General features: G+C 71.6%; 21 protein-coding genes. 16 read left to right on the top strand and 5 right to left on the bottom strand.

Features of this window, described 5'->3' with window-relative positions:
- Nucleotides 1-6: 6 nt before the first annotated feature.
- Nucleotides 7-1,068: an ABC transporter permease gene (locus LT971_RS08765; protein WP_237006548.1), complete on the top strand. Its 1,062-nt coding sequence runs from the start codon at nt 7-9 to the stop codon at nt 1,066-1,068.
- Here the strand turns inward: LT971_RS08765 and LT971_RS08760 are convergent.
- The gene (locus tag LT971_RS08760; RefSeq protein ID WP_237006547.1) at nt 1,065-2,240 is read right to left on the bottom strand and encodes an ABC transporter permease; all 1,176 of its coding nucleotides are present in this window, start codon (nt 2,238-2,240) and stop codon (nt 1,065-1,067) included. The genes LT971_RS08765 and LT971_RS08760 overlap by 4 nt on opposite strands.
- 99 nt (nt 2,241-2,339) lie before the next feature.
- On the opposite strand from LT971_RS08760, the gene LT971_RS08755 reads away from it, so the two are divergent.
- Both LT971_RS08755 and LT971_RS08750 read left to right on the top strand, forming a co-directional pair.
- Nucleotides 2,340-3,329 (top strand): ABC transporter permease, encoded by a 990-nt coding sequence (locus LT971_RS08755; protein ID WP_237006546.1) that lies wholly within the window; start codon nt 2,340-2,342, stop codon nt 3,327-3,329.
- A 125-nt stretch (nt 3,330-3,454) separates the two neighbouring features.
- Nucleotides 3,455-4,465: an ABC transporter permease gene (locus tag LT971_RS08750; RefSeq protein WP_237006545.1), complete on the top strand. Its 1,011-nt coding sequence runs from the start codon at nt 3,455-3,457 to the stop codon at nt 4,463-4,465.
- Nucleotides 4,466-4,480: 15 nt separating this feature from the next.
- On the opposite strand, the gene LT971_RS08745 is transcribed toward LT971_RS08750, so the two are convergent.
- Together LT971_RS08745 and LT971_RS08740 are read right to left on the bottom strand one after the other, a co-directional pair.
- Nucleotides 4,481-5,188, bottom strand: coding sequence for a phosphoglycerol geranylgeranyltransferase (locus LT971_RS08745; RefSeq protein ID WP_237006544.1), 708 nt, complete (start codon nt 5,186-5,188; stop codon nt 4,481-4,483).
- Between the two features lie 176 nt (nt 5,189-5,364).
- Complete coding sequence (locus LT971_RS08740) at nt 5,365-6,330, bottom strand: transcription initiation factor IIB (RefSeq protein ID WP_237006543.1); 966 nt, start codon at nt 6,328-6,330, stop codon at nt 5,365-5,367.
- A 181-nt stretch (nt 6,331-6,511) separates the two neighbouring features.
- Here LT971_RS08740 and rnhA point away from each other — a divergent pair, with 181 nt between their 5' ends.
- Together rnhA and LT971_RS08730 are read left to right on the top strand one after the other, a co-directional pair.
- Nucleotides 6,512-7,111 (top strand): ribonuclease HI, encoded by a 600-nt coding sequence (rnhA, locus tag LT971_RS08735; protein ID WP_237006542.1) that lies wholly within the window; start codon nt 6,512-6,514, stop codon nt 7,109-7,111.
- The gene (locus LT971_RS08730) at nt 7,104-7,652 is read left to right on the top strand and encodes a DUF7108 family protein (protein WP_237006541.1); all 549 of its coding nucleotides are present in this window, start codon (nt 7,104-7,106) and stop codon (nt 7,650-7,652) included. The genes rnhA and LT971_RS08730 overlap by 8 nt, the downstream gene beginning before the upstream one ends.
- Before the next feature lie 122 nt (nt 7,653-7,774).
- Here the strand turns inward: LT971_RS08730 and LT971_RS08725 are convergent, their stop codons facing one another.
- Nucleotides 7,775-8,125 carry a PadR family transcriptional regulator gene (locus tag LT971_RS08725; RefSeq protein WP_237006540.1) on the bottom strand — a complete coding sequence of 117 codons (351 nt, stop codon included), beginning with the start codon at nt 8,123-8,125 and terminating at the stop codon, nt 7,775-7,777.
- A gap of 113 nt (nt 8,126-8,238) precedes the next feature.
- Here LT971_RS08725 and LT971_RS08720 point away from each other — a divergent pair, with 113 nt between their 5' ends.
- From LT971_RS08720 to LT971_RS08710, 3 genes are all read left to right on the top strand, one after another.
- Nucleotides 8,239-8,772, top strand: a complete 534-nt coding sequence (locus LT971_RS08720; RefSeq protein WP_237006539.1) for an inorganic diphosphatase — start codon at nt 8,239-8,241, stop codon at nt 8,770-8,772.
- Between the two features lie 280 nt (nt 8,773-9,052).
- Nucleotides 9,053-10,165, top strand: a complete 1,113-nt coding sequence (locus LT971_RS08715) for a DHH family phosphoesterase (protein ID WP_237006538.1) — start codon at nt 9,053-9,055, stop codon at nt 10,163-10,165.
- 57 nt (nt 10,166-10,222) lie between these two features.
- Complete coding sequence (locus LT971_RS08710; protein WP_237006537.1) at nt 10,223-11,581, top strand: alkaline phosphatase family protein; 1,359 nt, start codon at nt 10,223-10,225, stop codon at nt 11,579-11,581.
- 93 nt (nt 11,582-11,674) lie between these two features.
- On the opposite strand, the gene LT971_RS08705 is transcribed toward LT971_RS08710, so the two are convergent.
- Nucleotides 11,675-12,748 carry a tubulin/FtsZ family protein gene (locus LT971_RS08705; RefSeq protein ID WP_237006536.1) on the bottom strand — a complete coding sequence of 358 codons (1,074 nt, stop codon included), beginning with the start codon at nt 12,746-12,748 and terminating at the stop codon, nt 11,675-11,677.
- Between the two features lie 79 nt (nt 12,749-12,827).
- Here LT971_RS08705 and LT971_RS08700 point away from each other — a divergent pair, with 79 nt between their 5' ends.
- From LT971_RS08700 to LT971_RS08665, 8 genes are read left to right on the top strand one after another with little or no spacing between them, the layout of a single operon-like run.
- Nucleotides 12,828-13,262, top strand: coding sequence for a DUF7310 family coiled-coil domain-containing protein (locus LT971_RS08700; protein WP_237006535.1), 435 nt, complete (start codon nt 12,828-12,830; stop codon nt 13,260-13,262).
- Entirely contained in the window at nt 13,259-13,750 is a 492-nt protein-coding gene (locus LT971_RS08695) for a DUF7311 family protein (RefSeq protein WP_237006534.1), read from the top strand. The genes LT971_RS08700 and LT971_RS08695 overlap by 4 nt, the downstream gene beginning before the upstream one ends.
- A complete protein-coding gene (locus tag LT971_RS08690) occupies nt 13,695-15,491 on the top strand; it encodes a type II/IV secretion system ATPase subunit (RefSeq protein ID WP_237006533.1) in 1,797 nt (598 codons plus the stop codon). Before LT971_RS08695 ends, LT971_RS08690 begins: the two co-directional genes overlap by 56 nt.
- Complete coding sequence (locus LT971_RS08685) at nt 15,488-17,068, top strand: type II secretion system protein (RefSeq protein WP_237006532.1); 1,581 nt, start codon at nt 15,488-15,490, stop codon at nt 17,066-17,068. The genes LT971_RS08690 and LT971_RS08685 overlap by 4 nt, the downstream gene beginning before the upstream one ends.
- Nucleotides 17,069-17,100: 32 nt before the next feature.
- Nucleotides 17,101-17,571, top strand: coding sequence for a DUF7283 family protein (locus LT971_RS08680; RefSeq protein ID WP_237006531.1), 471 nt, complete (start codon nt 17,101-17,103; stop codon nt 17,569-17,571).
- Nucleotides 17,549-17,947: a DUF7285 family protein gene (locus LT971_RS08675; protein WP_237006530.1), complete on the top strand. Its 399-nt coding sequence runs from the start codon at nt 17,549-17,551 to the stop codon at nt 17,945-17,947. Before LT971_RS08680 ends, LT971_RS08675 begins: the two co-directional genes overlap by 23 nt.
- Nucleotides 17,944-18,399, top strand: a complete 456-nt coding sequence (locus LT971_RS08670; RefSeq protein WP_237006529.1) for a DUF7284 family protein — start codon at nt 17,944-17,946, stop codon at nt 18,397-18,399. Before LT971_RS08675 ends, LT971_RS08670 begins: the two co-directional genes overlap by 4 nt.
- Nucleotides 18,396-21,365 carry a DUF7286 family protein gene (locus LT971_RS08665; RefSeq protein WP_237006528.1) on the top strand — a complete coding sequence of 990 codons (2,970 nt, stop codon included), beginning with the start codon at nt 18,396-18,398 and terminating at the stop codon, nt 21,363-21,365. Before LT971_RS08670 ends, LT971_RS08665 begins: the two co-directional genes overlap by 4 nt.

Here is a 21,365-nt window from a genome sequence, read left to right as displayed (position 1 = left end):
CTATCCGTGCAGTTCGCCAACCGCCCACTCCCGGGGTGCTCGCCAGCCGGCCTCCGGGTGGCGCCGTCCGAGCACCGGGGGACGCGGATGAGCTGGCCGGCGTACGTCGTCCGCCGGACCGCGCTCGCCGCCGTCGCCGCGTTCCTCGTCGTGTCGCTGACGTTCCTCGTCGTCGCGGCGAACCTCTACGACCCGTCGACGCCGCCGCTGCTCGACCAGTACGTCACGTACGTCGGCGACGTGCTCGTCTTCGAGTGGGGGTACTCGGAGTCGCTCGGTCGTCCCGTCGGCGACGTGCTCCTCGCCGCCATCCCGCGGACGCTCGCGTACGTGCTGCCCGCCATCGTGTTCACGTACGCCCTCGCCATCGCAGGCGGGCTCACTGCGGCGTACGCGACGCCGGGGAGAGACCTCTCGATGCGCGTGTTCGCGTACGTGCTGCTCGGCGTCCCCGTGATGGTGCTCGGGTCCATGGTCATCTTCCAGCTCACCGATACGTTCCAGTGGCTCTCTCACCCGCTGTGGTGCACGAACACTCCCGGACCCGGGCGCCCGTCGTGCTGGCCGCCGTTCGTGCGCCGCGGCTTCCCCTTCCTGCAGCCGGTCGCCTGGGGGCCGGACGGCCAGTACGGCTGGCCGAACACCGCCCCCTGGCGGTCGCTGAGCCTCCGATATCTGCTGCCGGCGGCCGTGCTCTCGGTCGGCCTCGCCACCGGCCTGTTCCGCCACGTCCGCAATCAGGCGCTCACGTACAGCTACTCGATGGCCGCGAAGATGCTGCGAGCGACCGGCGGCGGCCGGCTCCAGGAAGCCCGCCACGCCGTCCGGAACGCCGCGCTCCCGCTGCTGGAGGTGTCGTTCGCGGAACTCGTGTCCGTCATCGCGCTGTGGGCGTTCGTCGTCGAGGCGCTGTTCCACATCCCCGGCGTCGCGGCGTACGCCCAGATCGCGGTGCGGCTCCGCGACCTCCCGCTGCTCGTCGGGACGACCGTCGTTCTCGCGCTCGTCGGCGTCGGCCTCGGGCTCGTCCAGGACCTCCTCTACGGCTACCTCGACCCCGAGACCTAGTCCCGGGGGTCGAGGGCGTCTCGGGCGGCGTCCCCGGCGACGTTCAGGGACGCGACGGTCAGCGCGACGACCACCACGGCCGAGACGGTCACCCACCACTTCGCCATCCAGCCGCCCGAGATGTACCGGGCGGCCAGCCCCCGCCGCAGCAGCTCGCCGATAGAACGCATGTTCGACTCGCTCAACAGCAGGAACGCCAGCCCGACCTGCGTCAGAACCAGCATCGGCACGCGGCGAGAGAGGCTGGTCGCGATGGCGGGCGACGCGTTCGGCACGAGGTGCTTCCGGAGCACGTGCCGGTCGCTGGCGCCCGCGGTCCGCGCGGCCCGCACGTATCCCTCGCTGCGCTGCTTGATGACGTTGCTGCGCACGAGGCGGGCGATGCCGCCCCAGTCGAGGAGGCCGAAGAACAGCGCGAGCACGACCAGCCCCTTGTCCCGCAGCACGAGCGTCGCGACCAGCACGTAGACGACGACGGTCGGCACGGTCTGCTGGACGTCGACGTACCGCATCAGGACGTCGTCGACCCAGCCGCCGTAGTAGCCCGCGACCGCACCGACGGCGGTGGCGATGATGCCCATCAGGGCCGCTGCCGACAGCGCCACCATCAGGATCTCGCGCATCCCGTAGACGACCCACGAGAACACGTCGATGCCGAGCCCGCTCGTCCCGAACGGGTGTGCGAGGGTGCCCCGGCACTGCCCGCCGACGACCGGCCCGACGCACTCCGAGATGGCGTCGGCCGGCACCCCGAACAGCCACGGCGGCTGCAGCTGCTGGCTCAAACTGGCTCTCCCGATTCCCCTGAACTCTGGCGCGAACAGCGCCAGCAGGACGAACACCACGAGGTAGGCGACTGACCCGACTGCCAGCGGGTCGCCGCGCACGCGCCGCCAGTACCGGGCAGTTCGCTCCCGGTCGACGGCCGCAGGCACGAGGACGAACCTCGCGAACACGATTGCGCCGAACCAGAACAGCCAGTCGATGCGCTGGGGGTAGTACCTCCCCCACAGTGGGCCGCTGTGCAGCCAGTTGTCGTACACGAACGCAGCCGCGAGCGCTGCGACGGCGAGGACGAGGCCGACCGTCCGGAGTCGCACCCGGCGGCGGTCGTCGACTGAGGCCCAGTCGACACTGGTGAAGTCGGCTCCGTCGAGTCTGCTGGAGGGCATCGTCGTTGCTGTGAGACACGAAACGCTTATACCTTGTGTTGACGCACGTCACTCCCGTCTGATGTCCCTCCGCCAGCCCTCCAGCAGCGGTGGTTCTCCGTGAGCTACGCGTCGTTCGTCGCACGGCGCGCCGCGTTCGCGGTGCTCGCGGCGTACCTCGTCGTCTCGCTGACGTTCGTCGCGTCGGCGCTCGTCCAGCAGAACAACCTCGGCGGCCAGATCTCTGCCGCACAGCGGGCGGGCGCCAGCCCGGCCGACATCCAGGAGCTCCGCGACGAGTTCTGGGCCGAACGCGGCGGTAGCAGCCACGTCGACCGCTACGTGAACTTCGTGACCGGGTTCGTCGCCCTCGACTGGGGCGAGTCGTACGCGCTCGAACGGCCGGTGACGGACGTCGTCGCCGACCGCCTGCCGTACACGCTCGCGTACGTCGTCCCCGGCGTCGTCACGGCGTTCCTCGCCGGCGCGCTCCTCGGCGTGCTCGGCGCGTTCCGCCGGAACTCGGTCTTCGACGGGATTCCCCGCCTCGGCGCCTACCTCGCGATGGGGCTGCCGTCGTTCTGGCTCGTCCACTACCTCAGCACCGAGTTCCCGTCCACGATGCCGTGGCTGCGGCCGACGCGCGCGGCCATCAGCGCCACGCCGCGCGTCAGCGAAGTCTGGTCGTTCGCGCACCCGCTTCGGTACGCCGTCCCGGCGTTCGTGCTGTCGCTGGGGCTGGTCGCCGGCCTGCTCCAGCACTCGCGGGCGGAGTCCCTCGAGTACGAGGGCAAGCCGTTCGTGAAACTCCTGGAGGCCAAGGGCTCCAGCCGGCTGCGGGTCGCCCGCCACGTCCTCCGGAACGCCGCCATCCCCATCCTCACGCTGTCGTTCGTCGAAATTCTCGGCGTTCTGATGCTGAACGTCTACATCCTCGAGGCCGTGTTCAACATCCCCGGCCTCGGGATGATCAGCCTCTACGCCATCGAGAACCAGGACACGCCGCTCATCGTCGGCACGACGATGGTACTGGTGTTCGTCGGCATCGGCGGGAACTTCCTGCAGGACGTCCTGTACGGCTACCTCGACCCGACCATCGCCCAGGACTGACAGAAGCTTTACGTCGCGGTCCTCGCATCCCCGAGACGAACGCCGCCCATGTCAGCCACTTCGCCCAGGTCCTCGACCCGCCAGCCGACTACCCACGGACAGCCAGCCGCCCCTGAGGGAGGACTGTGACCTGGCTGACGTACGCCGCCCGACGACTCGCGTTCGCCGCCCTCTCCCTGGTCGCCGTCGTGACCTTGACGTTCCTCGTGGTGAAGGCCGCACCCAACACCGACCTGAACGCGCTGGTCGCGACGCTCCAGCGCAACGGCGCCACCGAGGCGGAGATCGAGGCCGCCGTCGACCAGTACCGCGCCCAGCGCGGCCTCACCGGGTCGCTCGCCGACCAGTACCTTCGCTTTGTCGCCGGCGCGCTCACCCTCGACTTCGGGCTCTCGGCGGAACTGGGCCGCCCCGTCGGCGACGTGCTCGCCGAAGCCGTCCCGCGGACGCTCGCGTACACCGTCCCCGCCGTCGTCGTCGCGTACGCTGTCGGCGTCGCTGGCGGCCTGGCGAGCGCGTACGCCGGACGCAACGTCGACTGGGGCGTCCGCATCGCCGCCTACGCCGGCCTCGGCGTCACCAGCGTCGTCGTCGGCATCGCGCTCGTCACCTACGGTCCGGTCGACGTCGGCGGCGCCGCCGCCGGCCCCATCTGGGAGAACGCGCCGTTCGTGAGCCGCCTGGGCGGCGCGTCGTTCTTCGGTACCGAGCCGTGGCGTGCCGTCTCCCCGAAGTACGTCTGGCCGGCCGCGGTGCTCGCCGTCGGCCTCGTCGCCGGCCTGCTCCGCCACACCCGCAGCGCCGCCCTGAGCTACTGCCAGTCGGACGCCGCGAAGACCCTCACCGCGAAGGGCGCGTCGCCGGTCGCCAGCGCACGGCACGCCGTCCGGAACGCCGCGCTCCCGCTGCTGTCGGTGTCGCTCGCGGAACTGCTGTCCGTCCTCGCGCTCGGTACGTTCGTCGTCGAGTCGGTCTTCCGCATCCCCGGACTGGCGGCGTACACGATGGTCGGCGTGTTCACGCGTGACTACCAGCTGGTCGTCGGCACGACGTTCGTCTTCGGGGTCGTCGGCGTCGGCGGGAGCCTCCTCCAGGACCTCCTCTACGCCTACCTCGACCCCAGAACAGACGACTGAGCGGTCAGCCCGCGGTCACTCGGCGTGGGCGTCCTGTACGCCCTGCACGGTCTCCCGGACGGCGTCGACGCCCGCGTCGTGCAGCAGGTCGCCGACGACCACCGTGTCGGCGTACTGCCCCATCTGGTAAGCGGCGTCGTAGCCGCCGACACCGCCGCCGTAGAACAGCGTCGCGTCGTCGACGCCGTCGGCCGCCGCGGCGACGACCTCGGGGTCGCCGAGTGTCCCCGAGTACTCCACGTAGACGATGTCCTGGCCGAGCAAGCGCTCGGCGACGGTCGCGTACGCGCCCACCTCGTCGGCGTCCAGCCCGCAGTCGGCGTCGGTGTAGTCCGCGACGCTCGCCTCCGGGTTCATCACGATGTACGCCTCCGTCGTGGTGCGCTCCCAGTCGAGATTCGAGATGCGCACCCACTCCTTGTGCGCGCCCGTGATCCAGAACGGGTCGCCGGCGTTCAACACGACCGGCACGAGGTAGCCGTCGAGCGCGTCGTCCTCGACGACGACGGCGGGGTTCGACGGCTCCTGGTACAGCGGCACGTCGTGTTTCCGGCACGCGTCGATGACCCGCTGCATCTTCTCGGTGGTCACGTCCAGTGTCCCCCCGATCTCGATGGCGTCTGTGCCCGTCTGTGCGACGTCGTCGAACGTCTCGCCGTCCACGAGCGACTTGTCGGGGTCGATCTTGAGGACGTGGTCCCAGTCCGCCCACGGCGCAGTCATACCTGGCGGATTTCGCTGGCGCCCGCAAAACCCCTTCGATGCACGCTGTCGGCGCTGTGAACCGGCAGTCCGGCTGGTGCTGCCGCTGATCGGCGGCTCGAGATACGGCAGAAGAACGGCCGGCAGAACGCCCCTGTGGGCACTCTCCGACGGCAGAGCAGCGAGCGAGAGCCGACCTAGCCGTGGATGCCCATCGCTTCGATCTGCTCCTGGTAGCGGTTCCGGATGGTGACTTCCGTCACCTGCGCGACGTCGGCGACCTCGCGCTGGGTCTTCTTCTCGTTGCAGAGGAGGCTCGCGGCGTAGATGGCCGCGGCCGCGTAGCCGGTGGGGGACTTCCCGGAGAGCAGCCCCTCCTCGGCGGTCGTCTCGATGATCTCGTTGGCTTTCGACTGTACTTCCTCGGAGAGTTCGAGTTCGGAGCAGAACCGGGGGACGTACTTCTTCGGGTCGACCGGCTTCATCTCGAGGCCGAGCTCCTGGGAGATGTACCGATAGGTGCGGCCGATCTCCTTGCGCTCGACCCGGGAGACCTCCGAAATCTCTTCGAGACTGCGTGGGATACCTTCCTTCCGGCACGCCGCGTACAGCGCACTGGTGGCGACGCCCTCGATGGACCGGCCGCGGATGAGGTCCTCCTTGAGCGCGCGCCGGTAGATGACCGAGGCGACCTCGCGTACCGACCGTGGGACGCCGAGGGCGGACGCCATCCGGTCGATCTCGGAGAGCGCGAACTGGAGGTTGCGCTCGCCGGCGTCCTTGGTTCGGATTCGTTCCTGCCACTTCCGCAGTCGATGCATCTGTGAGCGTTTCTTCGAGGAGATAGAGCGGCCGTAGGCGTCCTTGTCCTTCCAGTCGATGGTGGTCGTCAGTCCCTTGTCGTGCATCGTCTGGGTCGTCGGCGCGCCGACGCGGGACTTCTCCTGTCGTTCCTGGTGGTTGAACGCCCGCCACTCCGGACCGGGGTCGATCTGTTCTTCCTCGACGACGAGGCCGCAGTCGTTACAGACCAGTTCCGCGCGGTCCGAGCTCTTCACGAGGTTGTCCGAGCTGCACTCCGGGCACTCCCGTACTCCCTCCTCGGAGTCCTCCTCCTGCTCTGCCGCCGTTTCTCGCTCCCGCTGGCGAGTGGACCGTGTCATCGCATTTTTATATTAGTGTCACGCACACGTTTAAACCCGTTGCCGGTTTTGGCGCCTCGGAGAGCCGACACAATCCCGGGGCTGATTCGCCGAGAACCACCGCAGGACGCGACGATTCCGCCGGGAACGCCGCCGGGACGAACAGTAACCCATAAACGGGAAGCGAGGTGACCTGACTTCAATGCCAGTCGTCGAGTGCGACGTCGAGGCGGCCCGGGAGGAACTGGCCGACGCCGGCGCCTCGTTCAGCGACGGCAACTCCGAGTACGAACTGTGGCACGCCGACCTCGGGGACGCCCACGCCGTCGCCTACGAGGACAAACTCGTCGTGCAGGGCGCCTCGCCGACCGACATCACCGCCGTGGTCGAACCGGACCGCGGCGGCCGCGTCCACGCGTACTTCGACGGTGCGAGCCGCGGCAACCCCGGCCCCGCCTCGGTCGGCTGGGTGCTCGTCTCGGGCGACGGCGGCATCGTCGCCGAGAACGGCGAGACAATCGGCCGCGCCACCAACAACCAGGCCGAGTACGAGGCCCTGCTGGCGGTCCTCGAGGCCGCCGGCGACTTCGGGTTCGACGAGATCGAGATTCGGGGCGACTCCCAGCTCGTCGAGAAGCAGGTCAAGGGCGCGTGGGACACCAACGACCCCGAACTCCGCGAGAAGCGCGTGCGGGTCCGGGAGTTGCTGGAGCGCTTCGAGGACTGGTCGATCACTCACGTACCGCGGGAGGTAAACGACCGCGCCGACGAACTGGCCAACGAGGCGCTCGACGATGCCTGAACTACCCGACGACGTCGTCTCGGAGGCGCGGCGGCTCGCGCGGCTCGCCCGCGACGCCAGTGAGGACGCCGCGGCCGACGCGTACCGCGACCGGCTGGACGACCTGCTCGCCGACCACGACCGCGTCGCCCGCGTGCGGGACGCCGACGCGACACTCGTCTGTTACCCCGCCGACTGGGCCGACGACGACGGCACCGTCCACCCGACGGACGTTGAGGACCCGGACCGCGCGGTGGAGGTGTCGCTGGCGGGGGGCGGCGAACAGGGCGACTACGAGGCGGCGGCCGAACGCAACGCCGAACTGGTCGACCGCGTCGCCGCCGAGTACGGCGACGAGAGCGTGCACGCCGAGAACGCCGCGGCGTTCGCAGCGTTCATGAACAACCACTACGCCCGGCCGATGGACACGGCGACCGACCGCGAGCGCGAGGAGTTCCGCGAGGACTTCTTCCCGCGGAACGCGTGGCCGACCGAGGAGCAGCGCGCGGTCCTCGAGGACTCGCTGGACGCCGTCGACGAGGTCGCGCGCGGCGACAACTGACTGCGCCGGCGCCCCCGCCGGCTGCTCGCGCCCGACAGCTCCCGCGTGAGAGCCGACTGCTCGGAGTGCGACAGCGCGGCCGCTGTGTGGTGTAGTGTCGAGAAAACGAGGATGCCCAGTCCTTACTCGTCGGCGACGATCGCTTCGACCTGCTCGCGGCGCTCGCCGTCGGTGACGAACTTCGAGAGCGTCCACTCGAGGTCGTCGAGGACGGCGTCGAAGCCGTCGTCGGTGAGCGCGTACTCGTTGGTGCGCTTGTCGAGTTCCGACTTCTCGACGAGACCCTTGTTGACGAGGTCGTCGAGGTTCGGGTACAGGCGGCCGTGGTTGACTTCCTGCCCGTAGTAATCCTCGAGCTCGCGCTTGATGGCGAGACCGTATCGCGCTTCTTCGCCGAGGACAGTCAGGATGTTCTTCTGGAACGCGGTCAGGTCCCGGGCGTCACTCCGGGTTTCGGGTTGTGCCTCTGACATAGGCGGGGGAAGTAGCCGCGTACATTTAAACACTTCTCAACAGTCCGGAGTTTCGGGAACGTCGGGGACAGATACGAAAACCCTTTTTCCGCCGGCGTCGCAGCACCAGAGGCATGACGAACCTCTGGGAAGACCTCGAGACCGGCCCCGACGCGCCCGACGTCATCTACGCCGTCGTGGAGTGTCTCAAAGGCGAGCGGAACAAGTACGAGTACGACAAGGACGTGCCCGGGGTGGTGCTGGACCGCGTGCTGCACTCGAACGTCCACTACCCGTCGGACTACGGCTTCATCCCGCAGTCGTACTACGACGACGGCGACCCCTTCGACGTGCTCGTGCTCGTCGAGGACCAGACGTTCCCGGGCTGCGTCGTCGAGGCGCGCCCCGTCGCCCTGATGGAGATGGACGACGACGGCGAGAAAGACGACAAGGTCATCGCGGTGCCGGACGAGGACCCCCGCTACGACGACGTCGAGGACGTCGACGACCTCAGCGACCAGCAGAAGGCCGAGATTTCGGAGTTCTTCGAGACGTACAAGAACCTCGAGGAGGGCAAGGAGACGGAAGTGCTCGGCTGGGAGGACGCCCAGACGGCGAAAGACGCCATCGAGCACGCCCAGGACCTCTACGACGAGAAATTCGCGTAGCGCTCCTGTAGACGCCGTTTTCACCTGCCGATTACTGGAAGGCATCCGCCGCTGGCTGCCGATGTGTTATGCGTATGGGTAATTACTTGGGGCGGACAGCCGTACGTTCGACCGTGATGAGCACCGACCGCCCCGCAGTCGGCGTCGACCACCCGACGGTCGTCCCGTCGAACTTCCAGCCCGAGGACAGCGACGGCGACACAGACGACGACCGTCGCCGCGACCGGACCCGCTGATCCCGGGACAAGCTACTTAACGGTTCGCGGTCACTCTCGGCCCAATGCTCCCAGAGGTGGGTCCAGTCTCGACCCCCGTTCTCGCGGCGCTCGCGGGCACCGCCGTCGTCGCCGGCGGCGCGGGCGCGTACGCAGTGAGTTCGGTACTCCGCCGCAGACGAACGGTCGACGAGAGCGAGGACTACGTACAGCTCCGGGACACCATCGCCGGCCTCGAGTCGGTCGCGCTCGTCGTCCCGGAGAACCCCAGCGTCGACGCGCTCGCCGCCGCAATCGGCCTCCGCGAGCTCTGCGAGGAGTGGGGCGTGACGGGCCGCGTGTTCGCGGAGGGCGACGTCACCAGCGACGACGCCAAGGCCTTCTGTAACCTCTTCAATCTGAGTCTCGACGTCGCCGACGACCCCCTCGACGACTACGACGGTGCGGTCGCCATCGGCGGCGGCGGCACCGTCCCGTCGTTCGCGAACCGGCCGCCGGTGGTCGCGGTCGTCCGCCACCGGCCCGCCGCCGTCGACCACCCGCTGGTGGTCGCGGGCAGCGAAGCCGGCGCCACCTCCACCATCGTCGCGCGGTTCTTCGAGCGCGCCGGCTACACGCCCGAACAGGACGTCGCGACCGCGCTCCAGTACGGCATCCGCGCCGGCACCCGGGAGTTCCGCCGCGTGCGGTCGAGAGAGGACTTCCGGGCGGCGAGCTTCCTCCAAGAGTTCGCCGACCAGGGCACCATCGACGCGCTGCGCGCGCCCGGCATGAGCAGCGAGACGTTCGACGTCATCGGGGAAGCCATCGCGAACCGCGAGCGCCGCGCCAGCTTCGCCGTCACGAACGTCGGCAGCGTCCCCTCCGTCAGCGCCCTCGAGGAGGCGGCGGACACGCTGCTCCGGCTCGACGGCGTCTCCTCGGCGGCCGCCTTCGGCGTCCACGAGGACACCGTCGTCACGGCCTGCCGGGCGGACGACGTGCGCACGAGTGCGATGGACGTTCTCGCGTCCGCGTTCGACCAGACGGAAGCGCTCGGCGGCGACGCCGACGCCGCCACCGCGCGCGTCCCGCTGGGCCTGTTCAGTCGCGTGAGCGCCGAACGCAAGGCGACGCTCGACGAACTCATCGACGCCAGCACCCGGAAGACCCTGTTCGCCGCCTTCGAACAGGCCTGAGTTCTCGTCTGGCCGCGTAAACCAACGCTTTAGTGCTGGAGCGGCGACGGGGGTGGTATGGGTCTGTTCGACCGACTTCGCGGGAGCGACGCTGGCCGCGTCGCGTTCGTCGGCATCGACGGCGTGCCGTTCAGCCTCGTCCGCGACAACCCCGAGACGTTCCCGAACCTCCACGACGTGATGGAGTCGGGGACGGGCGGCGCCATCGAGAGCATCGTGCCACCCGAGTCCAGCGCGTGCTGGCCGTCGCTCACCACCGGCGTCAACCCCGGCGAGACCGGCGTCTACGGCTTCCAGGACCGGGAGGTCGGGAGCTACGACACGTACGTGCCGATGGGCCGGGACGTGCAGGCGACCCGGGTCTGGGACCGCGTCACCGACGCCGGCCGGGACGCCACCGTCCTGAACGTCCCCGTGACGTTCCCGCCCCAGCGGAACGTCCAGCGGATGGTCTCCGGGTTCCTCTCCCCGGAGATCGAGAAGGCCGCACACCCGGCGGACGTCGCCGACTACCTCGAGTCCGTCGACTACCGCATCGACGCGAACGCGAAACTCGGCCACAAGGAGGACAAGCGTGACTTCGTGGAGAACGCCCACGAGACCATCGACGCCCGACAGGAGGCGTTCCTGAACTACGCCGAGGCCGACGACTGGGACCTCTTCTTCGGCGTGTTCATGTCCACGGACCGCGTCAACCACTTCCTCTTCAAGGATTACGAGGAGGACGGCGAGTACAGCGAGGAGTTCTTCGAGTTCTACGAGAAGGTCGACCGCTACATCGGCGAGCTCCGCGACGCGCTGGCCGACGACGTCACGCTCGTCGTCGCCTCGGACCACGGCTTCACGAGCGAGGACTACGAGGTCCACCTGAACTCGTGGCTCGCCGACGAGGGGTTCCTGTCGTTCGACGGCGACGACCCCGAGAACCTCGACGACATCAGCGACGACACCCAGGTGTACTCGTTCATCCCGGGCCGGTTCTACCTGAACCGGGAGGGCCGCGAACCCCGCGGCAGCGTCGGCGACGACGAAGCCGAGGACGTGCTCGCGGACGTCCGCGAGAAGCTCCTCGACCTCGAGAGCCCGGACGGCCGTCCGGTCGTCGACCGCGTCGTCGACGGCGACCAGGTGTTCGACGGCGACCACGACGCCATCGCGCCCGACCTCGTCGCCATCCCGAACCACGGCTTCGACCTCAAGGCCGGCTTCTCGGAGCCCGGTGACGTGTTCCGCCACGGCCCCCGCAACGGCATGCACTCCTTCGGGAACGCCACGCTGGTCGTCGACGACTCCGACGTGGAGATTCCCGCGACGACGAACCTCTACGACATCGCGCCGACGCTGCTGGACCTCATGGACGTCCAGTACGACGACCGCGAGTTCGACGGCGACAGCCTCGTCACCGCCGACGACTGACCGACGCAACTCGATTTTTCAGCGTGCGCTCGCGAACTCCGCGAGCGCAGTGGTGACCGCGAGTGGGGGACTGACGACGCAGGAAGCGGTACGTTACATCAGGTCGTCGAGCTCGTCCGTCTGGAAGTTCTGGGTCTCCTGCTCGGCTTCGACTTCCTTGCTGGCCTCTTTGGCGCGGTCCATGAAGTCCTGGAGGCGCTGGCTGCGCGCGACACCGGCGAGCAGAATGAGGACGGCGATGTTGTCCGACTCCAGGGGGAAGTCGCCGCCCCGGACCTGCATGCTGCGGGTCTCCTCTTCGACCCACGACCGGGCTTTCTCGACGCCCTTGCGGGGGATGCGGTCGTTCTCGCCGGCGGCGACGACGAGCGCAGCGCCGGCTTCGGTGGTCTCGGGGACGCTCATCCCCGACAGGAGCGCTTTCCGCGTGGTGGAGGTGACGACGTTGATGTTCTCGCCGGCGTCGGGCGCGGCCTCGGCGGACGCGAACCCGATGGCGGACATGTCCCCGGACTGGAGCGTGTTGATGACCTCGCTGGAGTCGACGACGCTCTCGCCGACGCCCTCGATGTTCTCGCCGGCGGCGAGCAGAATGCCGACCCGGCGCGCGATGCGTTCGTTGATGGCGTCGAAGGCCTCGGTGACGCTCTCGCCGGTCTTCCGCCACGCGTCGTTGTCGACGAGCAGCGTCGAGTCGGCCTCGCGGACGAGCGTCTTCAGCGAACGGCCGGCGTTCGCCTGGTAGATGCCGCCCTCGTCGCGGCCGGGGAGGATGCCGAGCGCGTACACCGGAATCTCGTAGACGCGCTGGAGTTCCTTCACGAGCACCGGTGCGCCGCCGGAGCCGGTGCCGCCGCCGAGCCCGGCGACGACGAAGATGGCCTCGGTGTGGGGGTCGACGACGCCGTCGAGGGCGCCCATGACCTCGCGCACGTCGCTGTTCATGACCTCGGCGCCGAGTTCGTTGTCCGCGCCGACGCCGTGGCCTTTCACGCGCTCCTGACCGACGAGCATCGTGTCGATGTCGAGGCCGTCGAGGTCGGTCTTGGCGGTGTTGACTGCCAGCGTTCCGCGAACTGCGTCGTAGCCAGCGCGGCGGTCCTCTGCGAGGAGAGCTTCGGTGACCTTGCCACCGGCCTGGCCGACGCCGATGAGGGCGGCTTTCATGTGTCACGACTATCACGCAGCCCGTATCAACGTTGTGCCACCCGGAGGTTCAAGTACGAACGCGGGGCCACCGCGTGGCGTGACCGACAACGACGACGAAGACGACTCACTGGCGGCGCGGCTGGCGGCTGTCGAGCGCGCGGTGACTGACGGCGAGGCACTCGACCTCTCGGAGGCGGCGGCCGTACAGCGACAGCTCGACGACGTCGCCGCCGACCTCGAGATACTGACCGAGCGCGTCGACGCGCTGGAGGCGACCGTGCAGTCGCTGCACGGCTACGTCGGCGAGATCGAGCACGTGAACGAGCGCGTGGAGCGGCGCGCCGACGCCGCCCGTGCTGCCGTCGAGCGACTGGACGACCAGCCGACCGCACGCCCGCCCGCTCGGTCCACGCGGCCCGCGGAGCGGGGGAGCCACGACGACGCAGCCGGCGACGCGGAGGACCCGGCCGACGACACCGCCACGACGGACGAAGCGGGCTCCATGCTCGACCGGCTGCGGTCGTCGCTGTGACCGTCCGGGTGGTCGCGGCCGTGCTTGCGGCGCTCGCGCTCACTGCTGTCAGCCTGCCGGCCGTCGAGCACGCGACCGACCAGCGGGACGCCGCCAGCGTCGACGCTGCGGTCGACCACACTGCCGACGCCGTCGACGCGCTCACCCGGCGCGGCGACCCCGGCGACCGGGTCGCCACCGCCCCGCGCCGGACCATTCGTCTCGACATCCCGCCGGACGCGACACTGACTGTCGAACCTCGGCCCCCGAGGCTCGTCGCGACCACGGCGAACGGCGCAGCGACCACTCGCCGCCTCCCGGTGCCCGTCCGGGTCTGCGGGGACCGTGAGTCGCTGCGCGGCGCCGTCACACTCGTGTACGTCGAGACACGCGGGAGCCCGGTCGTCGTCGCGCTACGAGGGTTTATCGGCGAGGACGGGAGCAAACCGGCCCATGCGTGCACTCCTGGACCGCGTTCGGGCGTCGCCCGACTCGGACTGCCGGTGTGAGGCGACGCTGGACGCCGGCGCCCTCCGGGTGGCCGCCGCCGACTGTCCCGGCGGCGGTGCACTCACGGCCGAGCCGGCCTGCCGCGAGACGCTGGCTGCCGCTTCCCGCCGCCACGAGCCGGCCCGAATCGTCGTCGACGCCGGCGGCTTCGAGCGCGCGTTCGGCGAGCAGGCGGCCGCGCTGTTCACCGCCGCGGGCCGGTTCGCCGCCCGTGCCGGGGACCGCGACGACCGGCTCGCCCAGCGAGCCCGCCGCGACCCGCTGGCGGCCGCCCGGGAGGCGACGGGGCGAGCGGGCCCAGTCGCCGACCTCGCCGCGGAGACCGGACTCGGCGCCGTCGGGGCCGGCATCCCGGAATACGACGCGCTGCTGGCACACCTCGGGCCGTCGCTCGCCGACGCGCGCGTCGACCCGACGCCGCCGCGGGACGGCCGACTCCGCGACACCCGCGACCTCGAGACGGGCGCGACCGTCCGCGAGTACGACGTCCCAGACGGCGTCCCGGTCTACCACGTCCTCCCACCTGCCTACGACCTGTCCCGCGACGAGTGGCGGCTGCTGGCCGCCGCCCGCAGGCGGCTCGCCGACGGCTCCGTCCCGGACGGGGAGGACGCCCCCGGCCGGGCAGTCCGGCAGGTCGCCGGCGAGCACCGCGAGGTGCTGGCCGACGCGCTCCGGAAGCACACGAGGGGGTTCGGCGTCCTCGAGGACCTGTTCGCCGACCCGCGCGTCAGCGACGTGTTCGCGTCCGCGCCGGTCGCGGACGGCCCGCTGCGGGCGACCGTCGACGGCGAGTCGGTGCGGACGAACGTCCGGTTCACCGAGCGGGGCGCGAGCAGGCTGGCGTCGCGGCTGCGCGCCGAGACCGGCCGGCCGTTCTCCCGCGCGTCGCCGACCCTCGACGCGACAGTCGACGGCCTCGGCGGGACCGGGCGGGTGCGCGTGGCCGGCGTGACCGACCCGGTGAGCGACGGGACCGGGTTCGCGTTCCGCGCCCACGACGCCGACCCGTTCCAGCTCCCGGACCTCGTCGCCAGCGGCACACTCCGCCCCGACGCCGCCGGGTTCCTCGCGGAAGCCGTCTCGCGGGGCGCGGCAGTCCTGTTCGCCGGCGCGAGGGGCGCCGGGAAGACGACCCTGCTCGGCGCGACGCTGTGGGCGCTCGCCCGCGAGACGCGACTCGTCACCATCGAGGACACGCCCGAGCTTCCCGTTCGCGCGCTCCGCGCCGACGACCGCGACGTCCAGGCGCTGTACGCCGGCGAGGACACCGCCGGTGCCGACGTCTCGATGGCGGACGCGCTCCGGACCGCGCTCCGCCTCGGCGACGGCGCCGTCGCCGTCGGCGAGGTGCGCGGCGAGGAGGCAAGCGTGCTCTACGAGGCGATGCGTGTCGGCGCCAGCGACGCCACCGTCCTCGGCACCATCCACGGTGAGGGTGCCGCCGGCGTCCGCGAGCGCGTCGTCGCCGACCTCGGCGTCGACCGCTCGTCGTTCGCCGCGACGGACCTCGTCGTCACCGCCGCCGAGACCGAAGCGGGCCGGCGCGTCACGCGAATCGAGGAGGTCACCGCCGACGGCGACGCCGCCATCTTCGCCGACGAGGACGGCGACGGCGCAGCACCGACGGGTCGAATCGCACGGGGGAACAGCCACGCCGTCGACGCGCTCGCTCGGCCCGGCGAGACGTACGGCGACGTCCGGTCGGCTGTCGACGCCCGGGCGAGCCAGTTCCGATGACCGACCTCGACCACAGCGAGCGCGTCGCCCTCACTGCAGCAGCGGCCGGCGGGCTGCTCGCTGCGGTCCTCTCGCGGTTCGCACCCTACACTGGCGCTGCCGTCGGCGTGCTCGCCGCTGCTACCGCTGCCGGCGCGCTGTACGCGCCACAGCTCCACGAGGTCGCGCGCCGCTCGCGCAGCCTCGGCGCCGCCCCGGACCTCGTCGCGCTCGTCGTGCTCGGGCTCCGGTCCTCACCCGCCATCGAGTCCGCGAGCGCGTTCGCCGCCGACGCCGGCACCGGCCGGCTCGCCGACAGCCTCGCAGCGCACGTCCGGGCCGCCCGTGGCGAACCGACCGCCGGGTTCGCGGCGTTCGCCGACGAGTGGCGGGACTCGCTGCCCTCCCTCCAGCGAGCAGCCGCACTCGTGGCCGCTAGCGTCGACGCGCCAGCGGGCGACCGCGAACGACTCCTCGACCGGGCGCTCGCGGCCGTCGTCGCCGGTACCCGCGAGCGCACCAGCGAGTACGCCGACGCTGTCCGTGGCCCCACGACGGCCGTCTACGCGTTCGGCGTGGTGCTCCCGCTCGCGCTCGTCGGCGTCGTGCCGGCCGCCGCCAGCGCCGGCGTCCCGCTGACTGTCGGCACGTTCGTCCTCGGCTACGACCTCGTGCTCCCGCTGTCGGTGCTCGCGGTCGCCGCGTGGCTGCTCGCGCGGCGCCCGGTCGCGTTCCCGCCGGCGCCCGTTCCCGGCGACCACCCGGCGCTCGACGGCCGCCGGCGCGACGCCGCACTGGCTGCCGGCGCCGCCCTGCTCGCCGCGACCGCCGCCACCGCGTTGCTGCCGGGCTGGGCGACGCCGCTGCTGGTCGCCGGCTGGCCGACGGGCGCGGCGCTGGCCGTCTGGTTCCGGCCCGCCTGCGACCTCCGGGAGCGCGCCCGCGACCTCGAAGCCGGGTTCGCGGACGCGCTCTCGCTGCTCGGCCACCGGCTCGGCGAACGCCAGGCCGTCGAGGCCGCCGTCGCGGACGTCGGCGACACGCTCGACGGCCCGACTGGCGAGGCGTTCGCCGACGCCGCCCGCCGGATGCGTCAGCTGCGCGTCGACGTCGAAGCGGCGTTCCTCGGCGAACACGGCCCGCTCTCGCGGACGCCCAGCCAGCGAGCCCGGGGCGCCGTCGCGCTCGCCGTGCGCGCCGCAGAGCGGGGGCCGGCGGGCGGTCGCGTGCTCGTCGACGTCGCCGGCCTCTTCGACGACCTCGCAGACCTCGACCGGGAGATCCGCCGGGAGTTCGCCGCGACCACCCGAACCCTCCGCCACACCGCGCTCCTGTACGCGCCGCTGGTCGCCGGCGTCACCGTCGCGCTCGCGGGCCGGGTGCGCGGACTGGACGGCGCCAGCGCGCTCCCCCAGTCGGCGCTGGCGCTGGCGGTCGGCGGCTACGTCGTCTGGCTCGCCGTCCTGCTGCCCGGGCTCGCTGTCGCCCTCGACCGCGGCCTGGACCCCGCGCTCGTCGGCCGCCACGCCGGCCTCGCCGTCCTCTGTGCGACCGCCGTCTACCCAGTGACGGCCGTCGCCGCCGGCATCCTCCTGTAGATTTAAATCGGAGACCGGGACCACCCCGTGGTGTGTTCGACACGCCCGCCGACGCACCGCCGCTGCTGGTCGCGCTGTCACTTGTGAGTACCGCCCTCGCCGGCGTCGCGTTCGCGGCGACCCCGCCGCCGGCGCCGAGCGCCGCACCGCTGGCCGGCACCGTCGACGCTGTTGCTGCCGCCGACACCGCCGGCACCGAGGCCCAGCGGGTGGACGCCGAAGCTGTCCGGCTCACGCCCCACGAGGTCGGCGTCCGCAGCGCCGGCGGCACCGCCCACGCGCAGTTCACCTACGGACCCGTGGTCCCCGTCACCGAGGACACCCAGCTCTGGCGCGTGCTTCACGGGACGCCGCCCGATGCCGTCTTCGACAGCCCGACCGCGCTCCGGGCCGTGACCCGGCACGCGGCCGACCGGGAGCACTGCTGGCGCCACGGCGCGTCGCGCCTGACCGTCCGCCGCGTCGCCTGGAGGGGCGTCGATGTCACGCTCGTCGGCGCGTAGGGCGCAGGTCGAACCGGTGCCGGCCGCGGTCGCCGTGCTCGCGCTTTGCCTCGCGATTGCCGCCTACGGGTCGGTCCGGGCGGGCGTGCTGCCACCAGCCGACGAGGGTGCGGCGCCAGCGGCACAGGTCCTCGACGACGTCGACGACGCGGCGACCCCGAACGGGAGTCTGGTCGTGGAGCCGGACCGGCTGTCGGTCGGCCCCGTTCCGGCCGGCTACGAGGCGACCGTCAGGCTCGAGGCGGGCGACCGGAGCTGGACCGCTGGCGCCACTCAGCCGGCGGCCGAGGCGTCGACTGCGTCGCGTCCCGTCCCGGTGCGAGTCGAGTCGAGTGCCGTTCGGCCGGGCCGGCTCACCGTGGTGGTGTGGCAGTGACCCGCGCAATCAGCACAGTCGTCGACGTCTCGCTGGCGATACTGCTTGTGAGCGCTGCGGCAGTGGCACTCGTCACGATTCCGAGCAGCGAGCCCGAGCCACCCGACCCGGACGCCACTGCGCGAACCGTGCTCGCGAGCACGGTCACGGTCGACTACGGTCAGACTGCGTCCGAGACGACGTCTGGGAGAGTGTCGACACTGCTCGCGCACGCCGCCGTCGCCGCCGAGCGCGACACCACTCCCGGCTTCGTCGCTGCGGTCGAGCGAGCAGTCGACGGCGTCGTTCGGGACGCTGGCGGGCGCGTCGAAGTGGTCGCAACCGCGGGAGCAGCGACGCTCCGCGTCGGCACCCGTCCGCCGCCGGACGCTGCCGCCGTGACTGCGACGACCTACGACGTCGACGCGAACGGAACGACCGCCTCGGTCACCGTCCGGACGTGGTCGCCGTGAGGCTCGCCGACGACGACCGCGGCCGCGTCCCGTTCGCACTCGTCGGTGTCGTCCTCCTCGTGGCGAGCGCGACTGCCGCAACCGTGCTCGCCGGGCGGGAGACCGCGCCCGACCGGACTCGCGGCGACCGCGCACTCGACCGGGCGCAGACCGGCGTCGACGCCGCGCTCGCGAGCGCCGCCCGGACCGCGCTGCGGAACGCCGCCAGAAATCCGGTCGTCTCGCCCGCCGATAGCCGGTACGGCGACGCGCTCGGCGACGAGACGGCGTTCCGCGACGCGCTGGCGCTCAGAGTCTACGCTCGCGTCGAGCGCGCGCTCCGAACGCTCGACGCGACAGCTGGCGGCGTGACCGCGTCGCCGTCACTGCCCCGCGTCCAGACGACCCGGGACGCCGAGCGCGCAATCGACCGGACGACCGTGGAAGTGGTCGACGAGTCGACCGTCGAAGTCCGAGTTGCGGGCATCGAGACGGCTGTTCGCCGCGGTGGACGGACGCTCGACCGCCGCGAGCGGGCCGCGACCGTTCGCGTGCAGAGCGCCGCGCTCGCGCTCCACGACCGGACCCAGGAGTTCGAGCGACGGCTCGACACCGGCGCCTTCGAGGGACCAGGACTCGACCGCCGGCTCACAGATCTCCTCCACCGTGTCGTCTGGCTGCGTGGCCCGCTGCAGTACGCCGGCGCGCCGGTCGGGAACGTGCTGGCGAACCGCCACGTGGCGCTGGCTGCGAACCGCGCGCTGCTCGACCAGCAGGCGGCCGCCTTCGGCCGGCAGGACGACGCCGGCGGCGAGGCGTACGCTCGCGCGTTCGCCGAGACGGGACTCCGGGACGTGCTCGCTGCCGGGAAGCGGTCGGCGAAGTCCCGGGCGGCGAGCGTCCTCGACGACCACGGCGGTAGCGCGACGGCCGTCGACGTCGGGTTCGCGGCGGCGAAGGCGGCCGCCGACGTGAGCGAACAGACAATCCCGGTCTCGGTGAACGCGACGGCCGACAGAGCCTTCGTGGGGTACGTCGACGGGACGGCTGAACGGTCGCTCGCTGCGACGCTCGACGCGGCGTTCGTCGGCCTCGCCGACCGGTCCGTGGCGGTGACTCGCGAGCGCGAGCGCCGGACGACCAGCGGGTCGGTCCCCGACGGCTGGCGCCTCGTCGGGACCAGCCAGACGACCGACGTGGCCGTGGAGTCGGCACCACCGGGGAGTGTCGATGTCGCTGGTCGACAGGTCGACGCAGTCGGGCGGCGCGTCGTCACGACCGAGACCAGAACGAGCCGGTACAGCAACGGCAGCGAGACCCGGACTGTCACCGAGACCACGCGGACGACGGACAGAGTGACCGTCGGCGTCGCGTACAGCGTCGACCCGCCGGTCCGCGAACTTGTCTCGACTGAGAGTGACACCGTCCTCGACGCCGACGCGCGGACGGTTCGCTCGCCGCTCCACGAGCGGTACGCGCGCTGTGCCACCCGGCGGCTCCTTCGGGACGCCGGCGGTGTCGACGCCGTCGCGCGCCGCGCTGTCGCCGGCGACGCGAACGTCGAGGAGCGCGCGCTCGTCCGACCAGACGTCCCGTCGTCTGTCAGGGAGCGCGCCGCTCGGGGGGTCGCTCGCCTGCGTGACGACGCCCGGAACGTTACCGTCGACCTCTCCACTGGTGACCTGGCGGACAGCACCAACCCGACAGGCGAGCTCGTCGACCGCGTCTGGCAGTTGCACGACGTCGGCTCCGGGTACGAAACAGTCGAGGCTCGCGCAGCGGCTGCGGCGCGAGAGACGTACCTCGCACTGGTCGTCGCCGACCTCCGCGAGCGCGACCGCGGCGGCGGTGTGGCATCGCTCGGCGGCGAACTGGCCGACCGCGGGGTCCAGCAGCCGCCAGCCAGCACCGCCGGAGACGCGGCCGACGGCCCGGTGACCGCCGTCGATGGGACGCCACCCTACCTCACGCTCGGCGAGGTGACGCCGGAGACGGCAGCCGTGTCGACGGCCTACCACCCGCTCGCGGCGCGGAACGAGAACTGGTTCACGGCGCCACACGGCGCAATCGCCGAAGCGGTCGTGTCGGCGGTGCTGCCCGATCCGCCCGATAGCGTCGGCCTCAGTCGGGCCGGGCAAACGCTCGCGGGCACGAACCGGGCGCTCGACGCTGAAGCGAACGGGACGCTCGCTCGCCAGCGTGACGACCTCCGCGAGGCCGTCCGAGACGGCGTCGCGGACGCCCGCGTCGCCTACGGCGGTGTGCTCGCAGAATCGCCAGTCTCGCTCTCGAGCCGGGAGCGCCGGGCGGCAACCCGGCGAGCGCTCGCCCAGTGGCCGACTGTTTCGGGGCGCGCTATCGCCGTGGCGAACGGCTCTGCCGCTCGCGCGGTCGCCGCCGAGGCCGCGGCCGTCGCGGACGCCGACGCCCGCGAGCGGGACCGGCTGGACGCCAGACTGCGCGCGAACGCCGACAGCGTGGCCACGAAGGGACGGGTGCGCGTGGACTCGACACTCGTCCGGGAGACGTCGCGGGCGGCGCACGCAGTCGTCGAGTCGGCAGCCGTGGAGGCCGTCGACGCGACCAGCGGAGCGCTCGCCGAGGAAGCCGCACGGCGAGCGGGCGTGCCGGACATGGGCGCCCTGCCGGCCGGACTGCCGCTCGCTCCCGTGCCCGGGTCGTGGTACGCGACGGCGAACGCGTGGTCGGTCGACGTCCAGGGCTCGTGGGAGACGTTCACGGTGCGAGCCGAGGGCGGGTCGCCAGTCGGAGGCGGGAACGGCACCGCCTACGTCCGGACGGACGAGTCGGTCGCGTTCGACGTGAACGGCGACGGGCGGCTGGACCCGGTCGGCGCGAACGAACGCGTGGCGTTCAGCGTGAACGCGACTGTCGGCGTCGTCGTCCCGCCGGGTCCACGGGGTGTCGGCGACACGTCCGGGGGTGCAACGGAGACGTCGCCCGGCTGGCAAGCGCAGTCCCCTTGA

Source organism: Halobacterium rubrum (assembly GCF_021729015.1).
GTDB lineage: Archaea > Halobacteriota > Halobacteria > Halobacteriales > Halobacteriaceae > Halobacterium > Halobacterium rubrum.
Note: the sequence above shows the minus strand (reverse complement) of the source record. Positions and strands in the feature narration are given on the sequence as shown.

Excerpts from the sequence above, each read along its gene's own strand:
- LT971_RS08745 (WP_237006544.1), bottom strand. The coding sequence starts at position 5,188 with ATGACTGCGCCGTGGGCGGACTGGGACCACGTCCTCAAGATCGACCCC.
- LT971_RS08740 (WP_237006543.1), bottom strand. The coding sequence starts at position 6,330 with ATGACACGGTCCACTCGCCAGCGGGAGCGAGAAACGGCGGCAGAGCAG.
- LT971_RS08705 (WP_237006536.1), bottom strand. The coding sequence starts at position 12,748 with ATGAAAGCCGCCCTCATCGGCGTCGGCCAGGCCGGTGGCAAGGTCACC.
- LT971_RS08730 (WP_237006541.1), top strand. The coding sequence starts at position 7,104 with ATGCCTGAACTACCCGACGACGTCGTCTCGGAGGCGCGGCGGCTCGCG.
- rnhA (WP_237006542.1), top strand. The coding sequence starts at position 6,512 with ATGCCAGTCGTCGAGTGCGACGTCGAGGCGGCCCGGGAGGAACTGGCC.
- LT971_RS08685 (WP_237006532.1), top strand. The coding sequence starts at position 15,488 with ATGACCGACCTCGACCACAGCGAGCGCGTCGCCCTCACTGCAGCAGCG.
- LT971_RS08720 (WP_237006539.1), top strand. The coding sequence starts at position 8,239 with ATGACGAACCTCTGGGAAGACCTCGAGACCGGCCCCGACGCGCCCGAC.
- LT971_RS08715 (WP_237006538.1), top strand. The coding sequence starts at position 9,053 with ATGCTCCCAGAGGTGGGTCCAGTCTCGACCCCCGTTCTCGCGGCGCTC.
- LT971_RS08675 (WP_237006530.1), top strand. The coding sequence starts at position 17,549 with ATGTCACGCTCGTCGGCGCGTAGGGCGCAGGTCGAACCGGTGCCGGCC.
- LT971_RS08760 (WP_237006547.1), bottom strand. The coding sequence starts at position 2,240 with ATGCCCTCCAGCAGACTCGACGGAGCCGACTTCACCAGTGTCGACTGG.
- LT971_RS08710 (WP_237006537.1), top strand. The coding sequence starts at position 10,223 with ATGGGTCTGTTCGACCGACTTCGCGGGAGCGACGCTGGCCGCGTCGCG.
- LT971_RS08725 (WP_237006540.1), bottom strand. The coding sequence starts at position 8,125 with ATGTCAGAGGCACAACCCGAAACCCGGAGTGACGCCCGGGACCTGACC.
- LT971_RS08690 (WP_237006533.1), top strand. The coding sequence starts at position 13,695 with ATGCGTGCACTCCTGGACCGCGTTCGGGCGTCGCCCGACTCGGACTGC.